The sequence below is a fragment of the Pectobacterium polonicum genome (genome assembly GCF_005497185.1).
GTDB classification, from domain to species: Bacteria; Pseudomonadota; Gammaproteobacteria; order Enterobacterales; family Enterobacteriaceae; genus Pectobacterium; species Pectobacterium polonicum.
In genome coordinates this window covers 45,930-67,824 of record NZ_RJTN01000015.1, presented here as the reverse complement: position 1 = coordinate 67,824, position 21,895 = coordinate 45,930, and the positions used below count along the sequence as shown (strand labels likewise).

Genomic DNA, 21,895 nt, shown 5'->3' with positions numbered 1-21,895 from the left:
GTTATTCGTTAAATGATGACGATGGATAAATGCGGTGTGCTGTGAGTGTGAGCCCGATCGGAAGAACGTTTACATATAAGAAGAGATGATGGCGCAGCAGTATAGAGGGGTGAAAGGAAAGCCGCAATATCGGTAGGGTTTATATTTGGCGCTAGCGGAGGTGGGTAAGTGTAATGTTAAATTGACAGCGATGTTAATAAACGTTGCGATTATGATTTTTTGCTTATTTATTCATCCCTAAATCGATCTTTGTTTTTTATTCGTTCTTTTTTTTCGAAAGATATGATGTTTTTACCATCATATATTTGATGTTTTTATAATCTCAAACCGTCGTTTTTCTTATTTTTCATTGATTTCATTCTATTTCACTTAATATACAGTCAAGTGCTGATTTTTATTTTTTATTAATTGTTTTTCCCTATTGAAAGTGTTGGCTATTTTCTTCAATTTACGGTGTAAACGTACCGTGTGGCGATGTGATGAGCGCCTGTCATCAAGGGATAAAAAAAACCGCCGATCGCGCAGCGGTTTTAGATTTCTTTCGATTAGCTGTTAAAAGGTTTCCCAATTTTGGCTACTGCTTCCCGTTTTGCTCTTCGGATTGGCGAGGGGAAGCGTTGCGCTGGTGGGCCTTTTCAGCGGCGATGCAACGTGCTGTGATGACCCGCCTTCAATGATGAAGACTTTCATCAGTTCTACCAGATGAGCGGCCTGATCGCTCAGGCTATCGGCTGCGGAAGTAGACTGCTCAACAAGCGCAGCGTTCTGCTGGGTGACCTGATCGAGTTGGTTAACGGCATCATGAATCTGTGAAACGCCGGACTCTTGTTCCTGCGTGGTGACGCCAATTTCGTTGATCAAGTCGGCAACGTGGCGAGCCTGACGGACTAATTCTTCGATCGTTGCTCCCGCATCGCTGACGAGCGCGGAACCGGCTTCGACTCTCTCTACGCTATGGCCAATTAGCTCTTTAATCTCTTTGGCGGCGGTGGCGGAGCGCTGTGCCAGCGAGCGCACCTCGCCTGCGACCACGGCAAAACCACGCCCTTGCTCGCCAGCGCGTGCGGCTTCTACCGCGGCGTTGAGCGCCAGGATATTGGTCTGGAACGCGATGCCGTCAATAACGCTGATAATGTCGCCAATTTTCTGCGAGCTGTTGGTGATTTCTCTCATGGTGATAACAATATTGCTGACGGCTTCACCGCCTTTAGCCGCGGTGTTGCTGGCGGCCTGCGCTAGTTGGGCGGCGTCACGCACCGTATCTGAGTTCTGGCGTACGGTTTGGCTCATTTCTTCCATGGAGGCGGCGGTCTGTTGCAGGTTAGCCGCCTGTTCTTCCGTGCGTTGGCTGAGATCGGTGCTGCCTGCGGCGATTTGGCTGGAACCGGTCGCGATAGATTCACTACTTTCTCGCACCTGTTCAACAATGCCACTCAGGCTTTTGCGCATGTGGTTCATGGCGGACAATAGGCTGGTGGTGTCGCCTGCCGCCAGATCAATCGGTATGGCGAGATTACCTTGGGCGATTTCCTGCGTGACCAACGTCGCGTAGGCGGGTTCACCACCCAGTTGTTTCTTGATATGGCGAGTAATCAGCCAGGCGATGCATCCGCCAATCAATGACGCTATGCCCGCCAGCATCAACAGCGAATTGCCATCATAGTAAGACTCTTCAATCGCATTGGTGGCCGTTTGCGTGGTGTAGTCTTTCTGCAACTGAATCATGGTGTTCAGATTGTTAAAAAGCTTGGTTTGTATCGGTTCAAGCTGGGTTTTAACCAACTCGATAGATTCAGCCTGCCTTTTGCTGAGTGACAGTGCGACGGCCTGGCGGCCCACGGTGGCAAATTCAGTGCGATTTTGCTGAAGTTCACCCAGAATATTGCGGACCTCGGTTGCCCGTAAATTTTCTTCTAACTGAGCGACGAGCTTGGTGTTTTTGGCGCTCGTGGTTTCAATCAGCTTTTGATTGTCTTCCAGAACCTTTTGTTCGGTCGCGATAAGCATACGCAACGTGGCTTTGATCGTGACGTTAAGATTATCTTTCAATTCTTGTAGCACGATGAGGTTGGCAAGGTGGTGTTTGGCCAGCCTGTCAGTGGTATTACCGAGGCCAACCAGATGCATTCTGCCGAAAATGGCCACTAATAGGCCGATAACAATAACAATGGCAAAACCCGAACCGACCTGAGTACCCAGTTTCATTTTTCTTTTATTCTGCATGTTATCCTCATGACTTATTGACACTGTTTATTGTTATTAAGCGGATTTTCTTCTGCACGACAAGAGCAATGTACGACTGAGGTTTCTAAATCCTTCTGATGAATAACCAAGCAGTCCACTCTAGGATATCGGCATGACCAGCGAAAACATTGATTTTAATTGTCGATATTGCCGCATGCGGATGAGGAAAAAACGGGAAACGCAGGGAAGGGATGATGTTGGCGGTGAAGGGATGTGAAAGTGGAGTGGGGGATGCGCGATCCATCCCCCGCGTAGAATTAGAATTGTTCCCAGTTTTGGCTATCGCTTCCCGTGCTGCTTTTATTAGGATTCGCGAGAGAGAGTTTGGCGCTGTCAGGCCGTTTCAACGGCGGTGTAATGCGCTGTGACGACCCGCCTTCAACGATGAAGACTTTCATCAGCTCTACCAGATGGGCGGCCTGATCGCTCAGGCTATCGGCAGCGGATGCGGATTGTTCGACGAGTGCGGCGTTCTGCTGAGTGACCTGGTCGAGTTGGTTAACGGCATCATGAATCTGTGAAACGCCGGACTCTTGTTCCTGTGTGGTGACGCCAATTTCGTTGATCAAGTCGGCAACGTGACGAGCCTGACGCACTAACTCTTCGATCGTCGTTCCTGCATCACTGACCAGAGCCGAACCCGTCTCAACTTTCTCGACGCTGTGGCCGATCAGCTCCTTAATCTCTTTGGCGGCGGTGGCGGAGCGCTGTGCCAGCGAGCGCACCTCGCCTGCGACCACGGCAAAACCACGCCCTTGCTCGCCAGCGCGTGCGGCTTCTACCGCGGCGTTGAGCGCCAGGATATTGGTCTGGAACGCGATGCCGTCAATAACGCTGATGATGTCGCCAATTTTCTGCGAGCTGTTGGTGATTTCTCTCATGGTGATAACAATATTGCTGACGGCTTCACCGCCTTTAGCCGCGGTATTGCTGGCGGCCTGCGCCAGTTGAGCGGCGTTACGCACCGTATCTGAGTTCTGGCGTACGGTTTGGCTCATTTCTTCCATGGAGGCGGCGGTTTGTTGCAGGTTAGCCGCCTGTTCTTCCGTGCGCTGACTGAGGTCGGTGCTGCCTGCGGCGATCTGGCTGGCGCCGGTCGCGATAGATTCACTGCTCTCACGTACCTGTTCAACAATACTGCTCAGGCTTTTACGCATACCGTTCATTGCCGCGAGTACGCTGCGATCGTCTCCGGGGCGTAGATTGACCGCGACGGCCAGATTTCCCTGTGCAACCGCTTGGGCGATTTGTGCGGCGTAAGCCACTTCGCCGCCCAACAAGTTTTTGATGGTGCGGGTAATTAGCACAGAAACCAGAATACCGACGAGAACCGCAATCGCTGCGAAGAAGATCAGGGTGTTACCATCTGAGCGTGCTTCCTGCATGGCGCTTGTCGTCATCTCCAGCGTTCGCTTTTTCTGTAATTCCGTCATGCTGTCAAGCGCGGCGAAAACCGGTGCCTGCGTAGCCTGCATCTCGTTGACCATGAGCTGTACGGCTTGTGCTCTTTCTTCCGTTTTTTCGGATACGCCAAGCTCAACCGCTTTATTCACCGCATCTCGGTAAGCTGGGCGTGCCTGCGTCAGGTTGTCTAGCAGGCTGCGGGTTTCTGGCTCAGACAGGTTTTCATACAGCTTGGACAGGGTTTCCGTATTACGAGCAATTTGCTGATCGATCAGGCGCTTTTCTTCCTGAATACGGCTCCTATTGTCTGTCAGGCCGATAGTACGTACCGAACGTGCCACCGCGTCAAAACCGCTTTTAGCATCCTGTATCAGGATGAGGCTGGTGAGGTTTTTTTCGGACAGCGACTCAATATCCTCGCCTAGGTCGAGCAAATGCACACGCCCCAGAACGGCGACCATCAGACCGATGATAATGACAGAGGCGAAGCCCGTACCCAACATGGTGCCAAGCTTCATTTTTGCTAAAAAATTCATAATGTTCCTTTATTATTTTTCATCGGTTGGTGCAGGTTTAGCCTTATGGATTGGGCTGCTATCTACGATAGGTCAGGAATAGGGCGTATTGCTGATGACATGCACGTGTTATGCAGACTTGCCTGACAGGAGAGCGTGTTGTCTCTTGCCGTGGATATATTATAAAGACAGTGCATGGATAGGCAGATGTGGAATATAAGAGTAAAACGGGCGTATTTTTTGGCATAAGGCGGAAAACCGCCGAATATCAGCGGTTTTCCGTAGTGAAACGTTGAAATTCTTACATGACCAGCCACAGCGCCCAGGTAAAGAGGAACCCGGCAAGCCCGAGGAGGGTGGTCAGCACCGTCCAGGTACGCAGGCCATCGGCGACGGACAGCCCCAGATATTTGGTGACGATCCAGAAACCGGAGTCATTGACGTGCGACAGACCCAGCCCACCAAAGCAGGCAGAGAGCGTCACCAGCACCAGTTGCATCTGATTCAGACCGCTGACGGCTTCGCTCAGCAGGCCGCAGGTGGTAAGAATGGCAACGGTGGCCGAACCTTGCGAGGCACGCAGCGCCAGCGACAGAATAAAGGCGGCAGGCACCAGCGGCAGGTGAATGCTGGTCAGCGTATCCGCCAGCGCTTTACCGATGCCCGACTCCACCAGCACCTTGCCGAACACACCACCGGCACCGGTCACCATGATGACCATTGCAGCGGTAGGCAAGGCATCGCCCATTACGCCGCTGGCTTTTTCCAGCGACCAGCCACGACGCAGGGCAATCAGCCAGAACGCTAATCCGAGAGCAATCAGCAGCGCCACGGCGGGAGAACCGACCAGCGACATCACGTTACGCACCGGGTGTCCGGCAGGCAGAACGGTTGCGGACACGGTGCCGAGCATAATGATGGCGATAGGAATGGCGATCAGCGCGGCGATCAGCCCAGCCGAAGGGGCAGAAACGGGGGCGGTATCCGGTGTTGAATCTTCCGGCTTCGCCAGTTGTAATTGCTCTAACACGTCGACGGAAAGCGCATACTTACGACGGTTCATGGCCTTGGCCGCCCAGTAGCTGATGATGCCGACAGGAATCGACACCAGCAGGCCAATGATGGTCAGCCAGCCGATATCCGCATTTAACAGGCCAGCGGCGGCGACCGGACCGGGGTGCGGCGGCAGCGCGACGTGCACCGTCAGCATCACGCCCGCGACGGGCAAGCCGAATTTAATCGGGGAGACTTTCGCGACTTTCGCAAAGCCGTAAATAATCGGGGCAAGGATAATAAAGCCGACATCGAAAAAGACCGGAATACCCAGAATAAAGGCGGAGATGGTTAAGGCTGCCACCATTAATCCCGGCCCCATTAATTGGGCAAAGCGGTGCGCTAAGGATTCCGCGCCGCCGGACACTTCGATCATTCTGCCGAGCATGGCGCCGAGGCCGATAATAATCGCCACCGAACCGAGAATACCGCCCATGCCGGAGGTAATCACCTTCATCACGTCAGCAGTAGGAATACCCGTTGCTAAGGCAACAAGTAAACTGACGACTAGCAGGGCGACAAAAGGCTGGATTTTAAATTTAATGACCATCAGCAGCAGGAGTAATACCCCGGCGATAGCGATGCAGAGTAAGAGCGAGGTGGCCATGTTCTTATCCTCATTGACCCATTTTGCAATTCAGAGGCTGAAAAGGTATTGGGTTATTGTTTTATTTGAAGAAAAGGGTGACCTGATTCCCGCATCGGAATAATGCGGGAACCTGACCTTTTCTCGATATTTTATAAATATGTCTCTGGTGTTTATTCTTTTATGGGAACAGTAATATTTTCCCGCGATAACTTATTTCTTCAGATAGGGTTTAGCCCATCCCAACCCGTCTTCCGTTTTACCGCGTGGGTTATATTCACAGCCAACCCAGCCGGAGTAATTCACGCGATCCAATTCGGCAAAGATGAACGGATAATTAATTTCTCCTTCATCGGGTTCATGCCGGGCAGGCACCGAGGCAATTTGAATATGTCCGATGCGCCCAGCCAAATCGTGAATAATTTGCGTCAGGTTGCCATCGACAATCTGTGCGTGGAAGAAATCGAGCTGGATATAAACGTTCGGCCTGTCGATCAGATTGGCTAATTCCAACGCCTGATACTGACTGGCGAACAGGTAATTCGGCTTCACCTTCGCGCTCAGCGCCTCAATCATGATGTTGATGCCGTGCGGCGCAAATTTATCGGCGGCGTAGCGCAGGTTATCGATGAAGGTTTGCTGATAGGCAGCACGGTCTTCACCGGGCGGCACCACGCCCCCCATCACCAGTACTGAAGGGCAATTCAGCGCCAGCGCATATTCCAATGCGTTATCGATATCCCGGCGGGCATCTTCAATACGGTCGGGCAGGGCGGAGACGCCCCATTCTCCTGCCGCAATATTGCCGGGTGCGGTATTGAACAACACCTGCTTCAGGCCATTTTCCCGCAGCTTTTCCGCCAGCAGCGGTGCCGGATATTCATAAGGAAACAGGTACTCGACCGAGGTGAAACCCGCATCGGCAGCGGCTTTAAAACGATCGAGAAACGGCACATCAGTAAACAGCATAGAAAGATTGGCAGCAAACTTAGGCATGGTTAACTCCATAGCTCAGTAAAAAGTCACTCATCAAGAGAGCTCGGTAATTTCGTCAGCGGTGAGGTAGCGAATTTTTCGATCGCCGAGAATAAAAATCAGCTTGGCGGTTTCTTCCAGCTCTTCCATGTTGTCTGCCGCCGCCCGTAGATCCTTACCGGTGACGACGGGACCGTGATTAGCCAACAAGAACGCTTTATAGCGCGATGCCAGCTTCGCCAGATCTTCACCGAGTCGTGCATCGCCGGGGCGGTAATAAGGGACGACGGGCACTTTACCGACTCGCATCACCACATAGGGCGTGAACGGCTTGATGGCATCCTGCGTGTCCAACCCTTCCAGACACGAGAGCGCCGTCAGATAGGTGCTGTGCAGGTGGACGATCGCTTTGCATTCGGGATCGTTACGGTAAATTGACAGGTGAAAACTGACTTCTTTCGACGGTTTATCGCCGGAGATCCACTCGCCACTCATGCTGACTTTGGACAGCCGCTCGGCATCCAGTTCGCCGAGGCAGGAGCCGGTCGGCGTTGCCAGCAGCGTGCCGTCATCCAGTAGCAGTGAGAGATTGCCCGCGGAACCGGTGGCGTAGCCGCGCTGGAAAAAGGACGCGCCCAGCTTGACCATTTCCGCGCGTGCACGCTGTTCGCGGTTCAGGGCTGCTTCGGTGCTGTGGTGTTTTTCACTCATGCGGCAAACTCCTTTTGGGCGCGGGCAAAAAAGTCTTCATCGCCGAAATTGCCGGATTTCAACGCCAGAGAGAGCGGATGAGTGGTCGAACGCACCCACGGCACGCCGGGAGAAATAGACGGCCCGATATGGAATGCGTGGATGCCCAGCGTCTGTACCACGATGCTGGAGGTTTCACCGCCCGCGATGATGAAGCGCTGGAAACCATCTTGCTGAAGCTGGCGGGCAACGGCGGCAAACAATTTCTCTACTGCCTGACTGCTGGCTTCCGCGCCCCAGCGCTGCTGAATTTGCGCCAGTTCGTCGGGTGATGAGGTGGCGTACAGCAGCGGCGCGAGTGGGTCGTCACGGTGTGCCTTCACCCAGTCGGCCAGCTCCTGAACGTAGGCTTGCTGAGCGTCATTGCTCTCTAAGCAGCGTGCGACGTCAATCGCACGACCTGCCGCCTGTTTCAGGTAGTGGGCGACCTGCTTATTCGTCATCACTGAACAGGAGCCTGATAGCACAACGCCTGCGCCGGACTGCGGCTTGCCGGCGTCGGTTGCGGAACCGGTTTGTGTCGCGGGTTCCGCCCACTGACGTGCCAGTCCAATCGCCAGGCCGGAGCCACCAGTGACCAGCTTCACATCGCGCAGCGCCTCGCCCTGCGTTAACAGGTGCTGTTCGTTCAGCGTATCCAGCACCACGTAGCGAACGCCTTGTTCTTTCAACTGCGCCAGACGCTGTTTGACGGCCTCTGCCCCCTGATCCATCACGGCATACGGCACCAAACCGCAGCGCCCGGCAGCTTGCTGCTCCATGACGCGCATCAGGTTGCTGTCCGTCATCGGTGTGACTGGATGATGGCGCATTCCAGATTCGGACAGCAGTTGATCCATCACGAATAGGTGACCCTGATAGACGGTTCTGCCGTTCACCGGCAGCGCCGGAGAGATGATGGTTTGCGTTTCGCCAAGCTGCTCTAACAGCGCATCGGTCACCGGACCGATGTTGCCTTTCGCGGTGCTGTCAAAGGTGGAACAATATTTGAAGTAGAACTGCTGACAGCCCTGCTGTTGCAGCCACGCCAGCGCCTTGAGGGAATCCGCCACCGCCTGTTCCGCCGGGCAGGAACGTGATTTCAGGCTAATGACCACGGCCTGTGTCTCAACCTTAAAGTCGGACGGCGGCACGCCGTTGAGCTGGACGGTCGGTAGCCCGTTGTTGACCAGAAAGCTGGCGATATCTGTGGCACCAGTAAAATCGTCGGCAATCACACCTAGCTTGATCATGGCGCCTCCTTCTTTTCCGGCAGCGTAATGCCGTTAAAAATCTTGATGACCGCGCTGTCGTCTTCTTTACCAAACCCAGCGTTGCTGGCGGCGGTGAACATGTTGAACGCGGTGGAGGCCAGCGGTAGCGGGAAGTGCAGCGATTTGGCGGTGTCGGTAACCAGCCCCAGATCTTTGACGAAGATATCAACGGCGGATTTTGGCGTGTAGTCGCCGTCCACCACGTGGCGCATGCGGTTCTCAAACATCCAGGAATTCCCGGCGGCGTTGGTCACCACGTCGTACATGATATCCAGCGGGATATCGGCGCGAGCGGCCAGCGCCATCGCTTCTGCACCAGCGGCGATGTGTACGCCGGCCAACAGCTGGTGGATGATTTTAACCGTCGCACCTAGCCCGATCTCTTCACCGATGCGGTAGACCTTGCCTGCGACGGCGTCGAGTACCGGTTTCAGCTTCTCAAAAGCCAGATCGGAACCGGATGCCATTACCGTCATGTCGCCTGCGGCAGCTTTCGCTGCCCCGCCGGATACCGGTGCATCCAGCATGATGAGCTGATGCTCGGACAGACGCTGCTCGATATTTTTGGCATCCTGCGAGGAGATCGTGGAAGACACCATGACTACGGTGCCGGGTTTGAGTTTCGCGGCGACCTGCGGCTCACCGAACAGAATTCCGTTGACCTGCGCGGCGTTCACCACCAGCAGCACGACCGCATCCAGCCTGTCAGCGAAAGCATCAATGCGCGTGTCAGCCTGCGCCGCACCCGCCTGACGTAACTTTTCGAGTGCCTGCGGATTGATATCGACGCCGTATGTTGTCAGGCCAGCGTTGATACAGGACGCCGCAGCGCCAAAGCCCATGGAACCCAGACCGATAACGGCGACAGCATAATCAGAAGTCTTTTTCATCGTGGTTGCCTTGTTAAAATTAGTGATTTTTTGTTCTCTGGTGTTAAATATAAGGACTATTAGAACAAATTATGGTGATTTTTATCACATAAATTAACATTGAAATCGTGATGATTCAGTGTAGCTGAACCCCGTCGGGAAGATGGGTTGACTTATTATCTTTATATATCAGTGGATTGTATCTATTTTGGCAGTGAGTGATGAGGAAGGTTGTTATGTCTGGCGTGGTTTATGGCGTGAATTTATGGTAATTATCGTCATTAAACGGGGTGTTTCTCACAATCTTTACCAAACCGACTTTATCTGATTAGCATTGATCAAACAGGGAACGGACAGCGTGATTCCAGTAGAACGTCATCAACAGATTATGGCGCTGATCGCCGAGCGTGGCGCAGTAAGCATTAACGAACTGACCGAGCGGCTGGGTGTGTCACATATGACGGTGCGGCGCGATGTGCAAAAGCTGGAGCAGGATGGCCTGCTGCTGAGCGTCTCCGGTGGCGTGCGTTCGCCTGAACGGCTGGCGATTGAGCCGTCGCATCAGGATAAATCTGTGATGTTCAGCCAGCAGAAAGAAGCGATTGGCAAGCTGGCGGCGCAGCATATCCCGTTCAATAGCTGCATTTATCTGGATGCGGGCACCACCACGCTATCGCTGGCGCGTGAACTGGCCGAGCGTGACGATCTGCTGATTGTCACTAACGACTTTGCGATCGCGGCCTTTCTGATTGAGTCCAGCCAGTGTCGCATGATCCACACCGGCGGCACGCTGTGTCGGGAAAACCGATCCTGCATCGGCGAAGCGGTGGCGCAGGCGCTGCGCAACCTGTTTATCGACATCGCCTTTATCTCCGCATCGTCATGGAGCCTGCGCGGGCTGTCCACGCCGAATGAAGACAAAGTCGTGGTGAAACGCGCGGCGGTGGAAGCCAGCAGAAAACGCGTGCTGCTGTGCGACACCTCAAAATACGGCCGCATTGCTACCCACCTCGCCACGCCGCTCAACGTATTCGACAGCATCATCACCGACGACGGCCTGCCCGCCGCCGCCAAAGACGCGCTAGGTAAAATGGGTGTTGAGGTGCTGGTAGCGGGGTGAGGGGGTTGTTTATGCTAATGTTTTATAATATGAAAAGAAGAATAAGCATACTGTTAAGTATATCGATCCTAATTGCGTTGCCGCTTATCTATTATTGGCCTGCAATGGTTATCCTGACGGAAGGGAGTTCTCGCTATACAGAACAGGATACTCGGCGGTATGAAATGCTTACAGACGACATCATTAAAAATAGCCCGCGCATTTCTTCTCTCTATGATTTTGGCTATGCAACGGTTGATGGCCCTGCGTTGGAAGTCAGCAATATTACGTTTCAAAACATCGATGATGCGACAAACATACGCGGCTATCTAGCGTCGCTTGGTTTTACGCTGAGCTACACAGACACGACGGGTGAGTATTGGAAGTCGACGGATTCAGATAAAACGATACATATAGGAATCATCAACGATCCTAAAACCGTTATCGTTGATGTCATACGAAAATAGCCCTGAGCGTGGTAGTCAGAGTGTTTAATATAACCTTATGGTTTCACACCGTTACTCTAGCCTTCATTATGAGGCTGGTTATGAGACCGCTTTTGATTCGCGGCAATTTCATGCAGCGTCAATGGGCTTTCGCCGCTTTCATCTCCTGCCAAGATAGCGTGATATAAAGAGTTGCGGTCAGCATTATCTTGAGGATCGGTTTTTAGGCCGTTACTCCACTTATTACTCCTGTTGTCGTCCATGTTTAGTGAAAACCTGTAAAATTTATTTCCTGTAGCATAAGTGAATTCTTTACTTATGCCCCCTCCCTCTGTCACTTTCCCGTCATCTTCCAGTTATTTTTCTGTCATGCGCTCATGTCATGTTTACCTTCGCATAAAAAACGCCGTGATGATGGCGAACTTAATCGATTGCAGGAGACAGGCATGTTCAACAACACAATTCGTAAAACACATGCTATTCGCACCGCCGCGGCGTGTGTGGCATTCGCGCTGATGAGCGCCAGTGCGCAGGCCGCGACAGAAATTCCTTTCTGGCATTCCATGGAAGGCGAATTAGGGAAAGAAGTGAATTCTCTGGCCGACCGTTTTAACCAAGCACACAGCGATGTAAAAATTGTGCCGGTCTACAAAGGCAACTACGAACAGAATCTGGCTGCCGGGATTGCGGCCTATCGTGCGGGGAATGCACCCGCCATTTTGCAGGTCTATGAAGTCGGTACGGCGACCATGATGGCAAGTAAAGCCATCAAGCCAGTCTATGAAGTGTTCAAAGACGCTGGCATTAATTTCGATGAGTCGGTGTTTGTACCGACCGTCTCCGGTTATTACACCGATGCGAAGAGCGGCCACCTGCTGTCGCAGCCATTTAACAGCTCGACCCCGGTGCTGTACTACAACAAAGATGCCTTCAAGAAAGCAGGGTTAGATCCAGAGCAGCCGCCGAAAACCTGGCAGCAGATGGCCGACTACACCGCCAAACTGCGTGCTGCTGGGATGAAGTGCGGCTACGCCAGCGGCTGGCAGGGCTGGATTCAGATTGAAAACTTCAGCGCCTGGCATGGTCTGCCCGTTGCGAGCAAGAACAACGGTTTTGACGGCACCGATGCCGTGCTGGAATTCAACAAGCCGACGCAGGTCAAACACATCCAGCTGTTGCAGGACATGAACAAGAAGGGGGACTTCACCTATTTCGGGCGCAAGGATGAGCCGACCGAGAAATTCTACAACGGCGACTGTGCTATCACGACCGCTTCTTCCGGTTCGCTGGCGAACATCCGTGAACACGCCAAATTCAACTACGGCGTTGGCATGATGCCGTATGACGCCGATGCGAAAGGCGCACCGCAGAACGCCATTATCGGCGGAGCAAGCCTGTGGGTGATGGGCGGTAAAGATGCCGCGACCTACAAAGGCGTCGCTGAGTTTATGAAGTTCCTGGCCGAGCCGGAAAATGCTGCCGAATGGCACCAGAAAACCGGTTACCTGCCGATCACCACGGCGGCGTATGAGCTGACGCAGAAGCAGGGCTTCTATGAGAAAAACCCTGGTGCAGATATCGCTACGCGTCAGATGTTGAACAAGCCACCGTTGCCGTTCACCAAAGGGCTACGTTTGGGCAATATGCCGCAAATTCGTACCGTCGTGGATGAAGAATTAGAAAGCGTATGGACAGGTAAGAAGACGCCACAACAGGCGTTGGATAGCGCGGTAGAACGCGGTAACGCGCTGCTGCGTCGCTTCGAGCAGTCAACGAAGTAATACGTGTTGAGTAATACCGGGCCGAAGGGAATCGGCCTGTTTCTTTTCTGTTTGCAATGAGTTACCGCATGACATCATCCCGCCCCGTTTTTCGCAGCAGTTGGTTGCCCTATGTGCTGGTGCTGCCTCAACTGCTGATTACCGTGATTTTCTTTATCTGGCCTGCTGGTCAGGCGCTGTGGTATTCGGTGCAGAATCTGGACCCGTTTGGGCTATCCAGTGAGTTCGTCGGCATGGAGAACTTCAGACAGTTGTTCAATAACCCCTACTACCTCGATTCGTTTTACACCACGCTGATATTCAGCTTTCTGGTGGCAGGGTTTGGCATGCTGATTTCACTCTTTCTGGCCGCGCTGGTGGACTACGTGATCCGTGCCAGCCGCCTGTATCAGACGTTGATCATCCTGCCGTATGCTGTGGCACCTGCTGTCGCTGCCGTACTGTGGATGTTCCTGTTTAACCCCGGACTGGGGCTGATTACCCATTTTCTCGGGCTGCTGGGCTATACGTGGAACCACGCGCAGCACAGCGGTCAGGCGATGTTTTTAGTCGTACTGGCCTCGGTCTGGAAGCAGATTAGCTATAACTTCCTGTTCTTCCTCGCCGCGCTGCAATCGATCCCCCGTTCGCTGGTGGAAGCGGGTGCGATTGATGGTGCTGGCCCCGTGCGGCGCTTCTTCAATCTGGTGCTGCCGATGATCTCGCCGGTGAGCTTCTTCTTGCTGGTCGTCAATCTGGTGTATGCCTTTTTCGATACCTTCCCGATTATCGATGCCGCGACGGCTGGTGGGCCAGTGCAGTCGACGACCACGCTGATCTACAAAATTTATCGTGAGGGCTTCGCAGGGCTGGATCTGTCCAGTTCAGCAGCGCAGTCGGTGGTGCTGATGATACTGGTTATCGGGTTGACCGTGATTCAGTTCCGTTTTGTTGAGCGGAAGGTGAATTACCAATGATTGAGAATCGTCGCGGGTTAGATATTTTCAGCCACGTCATGCTGATCGTCGGCATTCTCGCCGTCTTGTTTCCGCTGTACGTGGGGTTTGTCGCTGCCACGCTGGATAATCAGGAAGTCTTTCAGGCTCCGATGACGCTCATCCCCGGTTCCCACCTGTGGGAAAACCTGCGTTATATCTGGCTGCACGGTGCGGGCAACAACACCACGCCGTTCGGGCTGATGCTGCTTAACAGCTTCGTGATGGCGCTGGCGATCACGGTGGGCAAAATTACCGTATCGATCCTGTCCGCCTACGCCATCGTCTATTTCCGTTTTCCGCTGCGCAATCTGTTCTTCTGGATGATTTTCCTGACGCTGATGCTGCCGGTGGAAGTGCGTATTTTCCCGACGGTGGAAGTGATCGCGCGGCTGGACATGATGGACAGCTACACCGGTTTAACGCTGCCGCTGATGGCCTCGGCAACCGCAACCTTCCTGTTTCGCCAGTTCTTTATGACGCTGCCGGATGAGCTGATGGAAGCGGCGCGTATCGACGGTGCCAGCCCGATGCGCTTCTTCTTCGACATGGTACTGCCGTTGTCGAAAACCAATTTGGCTGCGCTGTTTGTGATCACGTTCATCTACGGCTGGAACCAGTACCTGTGGCCGCTGCTGATTGTCAGCGATGCCAATCTGGGTACCGCCGTCGCTGGGATTAAAAGCATGATTGCCTCCGGCGATGGCGCGACCCAGTGGAATCAGGTGATGGCCGCAATGCTGCTGACCATGCTGCCGCCGCTGCTGGTGGTACTACTGATGCAGCGCTGGTTCGTTCGCGGTCTGGTCGACAGCGAAAAATAAATCAAGACGAATTTCGGAAACGCTTATGGCATGTTTAAAACTTCAGGCCGTCACCAAGTCTTACGATGGCAAAACACAGATTATCCAACCTATCGATCTGGACGTCGCTGACGGCGAATTCGTCGTGATGGTCGGGCCGTCAGGCTGCGGTAAATCGACGCTGCTGCGCATGGTGGCAGGCCTCGAACGCACCACCAGCGGCGATATCTATATTGATAACCAGCGCGTCACCGATCTGGAACCAAAAGATCGCGGTATTGCGATGGTGTTCCAGAACTATGCGCTTTATCCCCATATGAATGTATTCGACAATATGGCTTACGGCCTGAAAATCCGTGGCTTCGGCAAGACGCAGATTCGTGAGCGCGTGGAAGACGCGGCGCGAATTCTGGAACTGATGCCGCTGCTGCAACGCAAGCCGCGTGAACTATCCGGCGGTCAGCGTCAGCGTGTGGCAATGGGACGGGCAATTGTACGCGAACCAGCAGTGTTCCTGTTTGACGAACCGTTGTCGAATCTGGACGCCAAACTGCGCGTACAAATGCGGCTCGAACTACAGCAGTTGCACCAGCGCCTGAAAACCACCAGCCTGTACGTCACGCACGATCAGGTTGAAGCCATGACGCTGGCACAGCGCGTCATCGTGATGAACAAGGGTATTGCCGAGCAAATCGGCGCGCCGGCTGATATTTATCGCCGCCCGGCATCGCTGTTTGTGGCCAGCTTTATTGGCTCACCGGCCATGAACCTGTGGTCGGGTCGCATTAGCGATGACGGCTGCCGTTTTGAAATCGATGGTGACATCGCACTGGCGCTGCCTGAACCGAAGCCGCAGTGGCGCGGTAAAGCATTGACGCTGGGGGTTCGACCAGAGCATATTCAGCTGGCGACGCGTGAAACTGGCGGTATTCCGTTGCAGATTTCAACACTCGAACTGCTGGGCGCGGACAATTTAGCGCACGGCAAGTGGGGCGGGCAGAACGTGATCGCGCGGCTCTCTTATGAGCACTGCCCCGCGATTGGCTCGACGCTTTGGCTACACTTACCGACGTCATCATGGCACCTGTTTGATTCGCAAAGCGGATTACGGATGGAATAATGGAAACACTCTGGCCTTACCCGAGCATTGTCGCCCATCGCGGCGGCGGTTCACTGGCACCGGAAAACACGCTGGCGGCGATTGATGTCGGTGCCAGCCTCGGTCACAAGATGATCGAATTTGACGCCAAGCTGTCGCAGGACGGCCAGATTTTCCTCCTACACGACGACACGCTTGAGCGCACCAGCAACGGCTGGGGAATTGCAGGAGAACTGCCGTGGGACAAGCTGGTTGGGCTGGATGTCGGCGGCTGGTACGGCCATAAATTTGTTGGTGAACGCCTGCCGCTGCTATCGGAAGTGGCAAAACGCTGCGTGCAGTATGGCATGGCGGCCAATATCGAGATTAAACCCACCACCGGATACGAAGCAGAAACCGGGCGGCTGATTGCGCTGGCGGCGCGTCAACTGTGGGCCGCTCATCCGGTTGCACCGCTGCTGTCATCGTTCTCTGTCGACGCCCTGGAGGCGGCGCAACAGACCGCACCGGAACTGCCGCGCGGGCTGCTGCTGGATGAGTGGGAAGAAGACTGGCTGGCGTTAACGCAGCGTCTGGGGTGTGTGTCCATTCACCTGAATCACAAACTGCTGACGGCAGAACGCGTCGCGGCGCTGAAAGCGGCGGGTTTGCGCATTCTGGTTTATACCGTCAACCAACCCGATCGCGCGCAAACTTTGCTGGATTGGGGCGTTGACTGTATCTGTACTGACCGGATAGATTTAATCGGGGCTAACTTCGCGACCGGCTGAGGTTTGCCTCTATACCCGTCATACTTCAAGCTGCGGCGATGTTGATATTGCTGCAAGAAAATATAATGCGGGGACCTTCTTTCTGACTTGGTGCCGGTAATAAGGAAGTGGCTTCATGCCCGCATTTATTGTTTCGCTTTGGCACCAGATTTTTCTGTCGTTACCCCTCTTTGTTCTTATTGCGCTCGGTTATAGCCTGATTCGCTACGGTAAATGGCCGACCACCGTGACCGACGGCATGACGCGCTTTGTCTTCTCTGTGGCGATGCCCGCTATGCTGTTCCGTCTGATGTCGGATTTCTCTAAACGTCCGGTGGTGGATGCCCGACTGCTGATCGCCTTTTTCGGCGGCTGCCTGCTGGTGTTTGTCCTTGGCCGCATCGTGGCGCGCAAAATCTTTCATCTTGATGGCGTCTCCGGCTCGCTGTTTGCGCTGAGCGGCATCTTCTCCAACAACGTGATGCTGGGGCTGCCGATTGCCACACTGATGCTGGGTGAAGAGGCGATCCCGTCTGTCGCGCTGGTGGTGGTGTTTAACGGGCTGATTTTGTGGACGCTGGTGACGGTGTCGGTGGAATGGGCGCGTAACGGGGCGTTGTCGCTACAGGGCTTCACCAAAACCGCGCTGGGCGTGCTGAAGAACCCACTGATTATCGGCATTCTGTCCGGTACGGCGTTCAGCCTGACGGGCTTGCCGCTGCCGTCGTACGTCGATCAGCCGCTTTCCATGCTGGGGCAGATTGCCGCACCGCTGTCGCTGGTGGCGCTGGGGATGGGGCTGGCGGAATACCGCGTGCGTGATGGTTGGCAGATTAGTACAGCGATTTGTACCATCAAGCTGCTGGTACAACCGCTGGTGATCTGGGGGATTGCGATTGCGCTCGGCCTGCCGGAAATGGAGACGCGTGCGGTTGTGTTGCTCGGGTCGATGGCGGTGGGCGTTAACGTCTATTTGATGTCGCGCCAGTTCGATGTATTGGGCGGCCCGGTGGCATCAAGCCTGCTGCTATCAACGGCGATGGCGGCGTTAACCACGCCGTTGATTTTAACGCTGATGGGTGTGCGGCTATAAGGCCGCCATCGCATCAGGGATTCTGCTTAATTGGCGGTGGCGGTGTGGTTCTCTGTGACCGCTGCAAATCCTTCTGTAGCTGCTGTTGGCGTTGTTGCTGCAATTGCTGATTACGCTGCTCAAGCTGCTGATTCAGCTGTTGCTGCTGCAATTTTTGGCTTTGCTGCATACTTTGCTGTAGCTGTTTCTGGCTGCTGATGCCATTTTCAAACTGCTGCTGAGGCGTGGGCGCTTGCGGCGTGTTGGCGCTTGCCAGAAGCGGCAGGCCGAGCAGGGCAGCACAGGCCAATAGTGTCTTAGGGTGTTTCATTAAACCTCCACACAGGTCTTCGGCCTGTCGATAAGCCATTTGTGAAACGCAAACAGCGATAATGAGATAGAAGAGTAAAGCGTTTGCGCCATGGATGGCGCAAGCCGAGCGTACAGGGATGTATTTACAGCGTCTTTACGATCTATCCATTATCGCTGCTCGAACGCCTTTTTCCGTAAGATCGAGTGTAATCGCTGCGGATGAAAACGTCGTGCAGAGTAATCCGCATTCCGGCGTGCACAGGTTTTGGGCTGCCCCGTTGGAATGCGTTATACTGCGGCGGAATTTTTCTTCGTGGTTGACGTTATCTCATGTTCCATATCGCGCTCTATGAACCGCAAATTGCACCAAACACCGGCAATATCATCCGATTAGCTGCCAACAACGGCTGTACGCTTCATTTGATCGAACCGCTTGGGTTTGATTTTGAAGAGAAGAAACTGCGCCGCGCAGGGCTGGATTACCACGATCTGGCGAAAGTCAGCCGTCATAAGAACTATCAGGATTTTCTGGCCGCAATTCCCGGTCAGCGCATTTTCGCCTGTACGACCAAAGGCAGTCGTCCCTATGACCAGCCGACCTATCAGCCGGGCGATGTGCTGCTGTTTGGATCGGAAACGTCCGGCCTGCCAGACGAGATCCGTAATGGCTTCGAATCGGATTTCCGTATCCGTATTCCCATGCAGTCCGATAGCCGCAGCCTGAATCTGTCCAATGCGGTGGCAATTATCAGCTATGAAGCCTGGCGGCAGAATGGCTTCGGTGGCTGTCTGTAGTTATAGATAGTTACTCCGCTTTACTGCTGCGCGATGGTGATTTCCTCGTCGGAGGGTTTACCAAAAACACCACTTCCCCGCGATAATACGGTGAAGTGGCAAGGCGCTGCTGCCACTGTTTTTCCCATTTGCCGTTTTGTACCAGCCCCAGGCGGAAAGGCAGGGTCAGCTTCATCAGTGCGGGCAGGTACTCAGCGTAGTTGGTTATCGTGTTGCGCCCTTGATAAGTTTGCACCACTACCTCATCCAACTTGCCCTGTAAGCGGTTCAGTGCAGAGACATCCCCCGTTTTCGACCAGTCAAGCAGCCCGGTAATGCTGAGTTGACAATCTTCGGGTAAACGCTCGCGCAATTGCGTTAGAAATGCGACATAGCCTGCCAGTTGATAGCTTTTCGCGTCAAAATCTATCTGAATCCCGACAACGTGATTGCCGTGGCGTTGCCACTTTTCCCGTAACTTTAGCATCCGGTTCAGATGGCGATCGGAAAGCTCCAGTGTGGTCATACGGAAAGCCAGCCAGACGCGCTTAACGCGTAGTTGGCTGGGTGGAACCCCTTGTCGCAGGAAAACGACATTACCCTGACGGCGGGCGACTTCTCCCTGATGCAGGTACAGCGTCTGTGTCTGATGCAGAATCGGCTGGGGTCGCACTGCGGCCCACAGCCAAAAATCCTGATAGCGCGTCGCGTCGACGGTGGCGTTCGCCGCGTTGACGGTTGACGGTACAGCGTTAACGGAAGCGGCCTGCGTACAGAACGAAAGCAGGCAGGCCAGCACGATTGACGGCGTTACCAGTAATAATCGAGCTTTTCTGCCCACACGCTGCCTTTGTATTTGGTTTTCAGTTGAGTAAACCAGGCTTTGCGGGTTGCCTTGCTGATTTCCTGTGGGCCACAGTCGTTATAGCCACTCGGTGCATAGCAGTAGACCGCGCGATACAAGGCATAGGTTTTGTCTTCCGGTGGCGCTTTTGGATCGGCGATCACCTTCATATAACCATCCAGACGGTTATATTCGGCACCGACGAATTGCGTTGGCGCATTGGTGAGTCCGCTCAACATACTGCCTTCACCCCAGTCGAAGCCCACGCTGTTATTGGTGCGCAGGAAGAACTCGCCGAGGCAGTTAATCGCACGAGCGTCATTGGGGCGTTGATTCAGCGTCGCAACTACGCTATCCAGCGCCGGGCATTGATAGTCTTCCTCGGTGTCGCTGCCGTCCCAATCAAAGGCCGTTAGATCTTCCTGATTCCAGCTTTGATTTTCGCTGCTCACCAGCGGCGGGATGTCTTTTCGCAGCTGAACATCTTTGAGATAGCTGGCGTAATCACCGTGGGTCAGCGATTTGGTTAACAGCGTATGCAGCGCAATCGCTCGTTCCTCATGGCTCTGCTGCGAGCCTGTCTGCTGACGGAGTAGATCCGCGTTGGCGCTAACTTTGAGCACGGCAGAACGGAAACGTAGGTTTTTCACCGGGCTATCGGCAGCAAAAATGCGCTCTGGGTGGCCCGCTTTGACCAGCGTTTCTGCCAATGCTAATTGCAGGAACTGATTTTGCGTGTACCCCATTTTATGCGTTAACAGCTGACGCCAGTGCGCTTCAGCCTCATCCCAGTGTTCCAGACGCACCAGCGCTCGACCACGTAATACCTGTAGGCTGAAACGCACGGTATCGGTCAAATCGTTCGCCTGTGTGGCGGGAACGCTGTTAACCACGGCAGCATAGTCTTTTTGACCATAAAACAGCTGGGCGGCCTGGAGGTAGCTGAACGCTTCCTGCATGTTGCCTTGCTCAAACAGCGGTTTCTGCGCGGCCAGTTCGTCGGCAGATAAGGTGGGTAATGCCAGCCAGCCTTCGTCTGAACGCAGGCGTTTGAGATCTTGCACCATCGTCAACGGCGCGCTGCCCGATGCGCTGGTGAACTGCCGATTTTCCAGCAGCTTGTTGTCGATTTCGTCGCTTAATTCAAGGAGGGTTTCGATATCGGCGGTGCTGTCCAACTCATGTTGGTACGTTTTCGCTAAGGCATCCATATCGTTCATGATCCAGTAAGCGCGACGATATAGCCCGTTAGCAGAATCGATGTATTGCCCCTCTGGATACTGTTTCAGATAATCATCAATACGCTTAACCGCCAACTGTGCAGTGTCTTTATCGGCTTTACTGGCGTCGAACATGTTGTACTCATCTAACGCGTTCTCCATGGCTTTATTGATTGCCACGCGAATCAACATGTAGCGCGAGGTTTCCGTCACCCACGGCTGTGGTGAAGACGTTAACGCCTGAAAGCCGCTTTCCGCCTCATCAAAGTGACCCTGATAAAACGCCAGAGCAGCGAATAGATACTGATTGAGTGCACCGGCATGTCCTTCGTCCGGCAGACTGACAAGACCCTCGTTCAGCGCCTCTTTGGTATACAATGGGTTGAGGAGATTGACCCGCTGATGTGCCAGCAGCGTGCGTTGTTCCTCGGTGAGCTGTTTGTCTGCCAACAGGACATCAAAAAACGCTTCCAATGTGGAGAGCGCATTGGAAATATGCCGTCCTTCGTTGTCGTCAGGCGAAAACGTGGAGAGGGTGCCCTGAACGGACAAAGGAAGATTCAGTTGCTTCGCTTTGTTGAGCGTAGAGAGATAAGGTGCATCCGCCGTGACATCTTCCCCTGCCTCTGACGTTTGAGGTGTTTCCGTCGCTGCAATCCCCATGACCCGATAGGCGGTGAAAGGGTCGATACGTGAACGCGTTTGATCGGGTAAAGGATGGGGCAACGGAAGCGACATGTTGTGGAGACGGCTTTGCAGCAACATCAGGTTAGCACGCGTGTCGTTGCCCGGCTGCAAATAGGGCAGGGCGGACATGCCACATTCCGAGTCGGAAAAGCCGCACACTCCATCGCTGGAACTGAATGCCTGACTGCTCATTAACGTGGTCAGTACGCCAGCCAGCAGCGTTACTCCTTTCATGGTTGGTATCCTTCATTCAACACGGGTCTTGCCTGTTTTCGGCATGAGTGCGATCACTCTACGCAATCGCGTAAAAAACTCAATGCAGAGAAGATAAACAGAACGTGACAGGTGCCCGTGTTGGGCACCTGAGAGGATGTAGCGTAGGAAAG

General features: G+C 53.9%; 19 protein-coding genes. 9 read left to right on the top strand and 10 right to left on the bottom strand.

What is annotated here, in order from left to right:
* Positions 1 to 552: 552 nt before the first annotated feature.
* The 7 genes from EDI29_RS15130 to ltnD all read right to left on the bottom strand — a co-directional run bounded on the left by EDI29_RS15130 (position 553) and on the right by ltnD (position 9,670).
* Positions 553 to 2,223 (bottom strand): methyl-accepting chemotaxis protein, encoded by a 1,671-nt coding sequence (locus EDI29_RS15130; RefSeq protein WP_137741549.1) that lies wholly within the window; start codon positions 2,221 to 2,223, stop codon positions 553 to 555.
* Positions 2,224 to 2,501: 278 nt separating this feature from the next.
* Entirely contained in the window at positions 2,502 to 4,184 is a 1,683-nt protein-coding gene (locus tag EDI29_RS15125; RefSeq protein ID WP_137741548.1) for a methyl-accepting chemotaxis protein, read from the bottom strand.
* 280 nt (positions 4,185 to 4,464) lie between these two features.
* A complete protein-coding gene (locus EDI29_RS15120; protein ID WP_137741547.1) occupies positions 4,465 to 5,823 on the bottom strand; it encodes a GntP family transporter in 1,359 nt (452 codons plus the stop codon).
* A gap of 192 nt (positions 5,824 to 6,015) precedes the next feature.
* Positions 6,016 to 6,798: a 2-oxo-tetronate isomerase gene (gene otnI, locus EDI29_RS15115; protein WP_010303260.1), complete on the bottom strand. Its 783-nt coding sequence runs from the start codon at positions 6,796 to 6,798 to the stop codon at positions 6,016 to 6,018.
* 33 nt (positions 6,799 to 6,831) lie between these two features.
* Positions 6,832 to 7,488 (bottom strand): 3-oxo-tetronate 4-phosphate decarboxylase, encoded by a 657-nt coding sequence (gene otnC / locus EDI29_RS15110; protein ID WP_137741546.1) that lies wholly within the window; start codon positions 7,486 to 7,488, stop codon positions 6,832 to 6,834.
* The gene (gene otnK / locus EDI29_RS15105; protein ID WP_137741545.1) at positions 7,485 to 8,759 is read right to left on the bottom strand and encodes a 3-oxo-tetronate kinase; all 1,275 of its coding nucleotides are present in this window, start codon (positions 8,757 to 8,759) and stop codon (positions 7,485 to 7,487) included. Before otnK ends, otnC begins: the two co-directional genes overlap by 4 nt.
* Positions 8,756 to 9,670: an L-threonate dehydrogenase gene (gene ltnD / locus EDI29_RS15100; protein WP_137741544.1), complete on the bottom strand. Its 915-nt coding sequence runs from the start codon at positions 9,668 to 9,670 to the stop codon at positions 8,756 to 8,758. The genes otnK and ltnD overlap by 4 nt, the downstream gene beginning before the upstream one ends.
* A 337-nt stretch (positions 9,671 to 10,007) precedes the next feature.
* Between ltnD and ygbI the strand changes: the two genes are divergently transcribed.
* The 8 genes from ygbI to EDI29_RS15060 all read left to right on the top strand — a co-directional run bounded on the left by ygbI (position 10,008) and on the right by EDI29_RS15060 (position 17,693).
* Positions 10,008 to 10,769, top strand: coding sequence for a DNA-binding transcriptional repressor YgbI (gene ygbI / locus EDI29_RS15095; protein ID WP_137741543.1), 762 nt, complete (start codon positions 10,008 to 10,010; stop codon positions 10,767 to 10,769).
* A gap of 29 nt (positions 10,770 to 10,798) precedes the next feature.
* Complete coding sequence (locus EDI29_RS15090) at positions 10,799 to 11,215, top strand: hypothetical protein (RefSeq protein ID WP_137741578.1); 417 nt, start codon at positions 10,799 to 10,801, stop codon at positions 11,213 to 11,215.
* 425 nt (positions 11,216 to 11,640) lie between these two features.
* Positions 11,641 to 12,975: a sn-glycerol-3-phosphate ABC transporter substrate-binding protein UgpB gene (gene ugpB, locus EDI29_RS15085; protein ID WP_137741542.1), complete on the top strand. Its 1,335-nt coding sequence runs from the start codon at positions 11,641 to 11,643 to the stop codon at positions 12,973 to 12,975.
* 68 nt (positions 12,976 to 13,043) lie between these two features.
* Complete coding sequence (ugpA, locus tag EDI29_RS15080) at positions 13,044 to 13,931, top strand: sn-glycerol-3-phosphate ABC transporter permease UgpA (protein WP_010303217.1); 888 nt, start codon at positions 13,044 to 13,046, stop codon at positions 13,929 to 13,931.
* The gene (gene ugpE / locus EDI29_RS15075; protein ID WP_113627061.1) at positions 13,928 to 14,773 is read left to right on the top strand and encodes a sn-glycerol-3-phosphate ABC transporter permease UgpE; all 846 of its coding nucleotides are present in this window, start codon (positions 13,928 to 13,930) and stop codon (positions 14,771 to 14,773) included. The genes ugpA and ugpE overlap by 4 nt, the downstream gene beginning before the upstream one ends.
* A 25-nt stretch (positions 14,774 to 14,798) precedes the next feature.
* Complete coding sequence (locus tag EDI29_RS15070) at positions 14,799 to 15,872, top strand: sn-glycerol-3-phosphate import ATP-binding protein UgpC (RefSeq protein WP_137741541.1); 1,074 nt, start codon at positions 14,799 to 14,801, stop codon at positions 15,870 to 15,872.
* On the top strand, positions 15,872 to 16,621 hold the full coding sequence (gene ugpQ, locus EDI29_RS15065) for a glycerophosphodiester phosphodiesterase (RefSeq protein WP_137741540.1): 750 nt from the start codon (positions 15,872 to 15,874) through the stop codon (positions 16,619 to 16,621). The genes EDI29_RS15070 and ugpQ overlap by 1 nt, the downstream gene beginning before the upstream one ends.
* A gap of 115 nt (positions 16,622 to 16,736) precedes the next feature.
* Positions 16,737 to 17,693, top strand: coding sequence for an AEC family transporter (locus tag EDI29_RS15060; RefSeq protein ID WP_137741539.1), 957 nt, complete (start codon positions 16,737 to 16,739; stop codon positions 17,691 to 17,693).
* Between the two features lie 13 nt (positions 17,694 to 17,706).
* Here the strand turns inward: EDI29_RS15060 and EDI29_RS15055 are convergent, their stop codons facing one another.
* Positions 17,707 to 18,003, bottom strand: coding sequence for a hypothetical protein (locus tag EDI29_RS15055; protein ID WP_137741538.1), 297 nt, complete (start codon positions 18,001 to 18,003; stop codon positions 17,707 to 17,709).
* Positions 18,004 to 18,314: 311 nt separating this feature from the next.
* Between EDI29_RS15055 and EDI29_RS15050 the strand changes: the two genes are divergently transcribed.
* Entirely contained in the window at positions 18,315 to 18,779 is a 465-nt protein-coding gene (locus tag EDI29_RS15050) for a tRNA (cytidine(34)-2'-O)-methyltransferase (RefSeq protein WP_107168676.1), read from the top strand.
* Positions 18,780 to 18,789: 10 nt separating this feature from the next.
* On the opposite strand, the gene EDI29_RS15045 is transcribed toward EDI29_RS15050, so the two are convergent.
* A complete protein-coding gene (locus EDI29_RS15045; protein WP_137741537.1) occupies positions 18,790 to 19,599 on the bottom strand; it encodes a DUF3142 domain-containing protein in 810 nt (269 codons plus the stop codon).
* Complete coding sequence (locus EDI29_RS15040; protein WP_137741536.1) at positions 19,569 to 21,743, bottom strand: PA5441 family protein; 2,175 nt, start codon at positions 21,741 to 21,743, stop codon at positions 19,569 to 19,571. Before EDI29_RS15040 ends, EDI29_RS15045 begins: the two co-directional genes overlap by 31 nt.
* Positions 21,744 to 21,895: the final 152 nt, after the last annotated feature.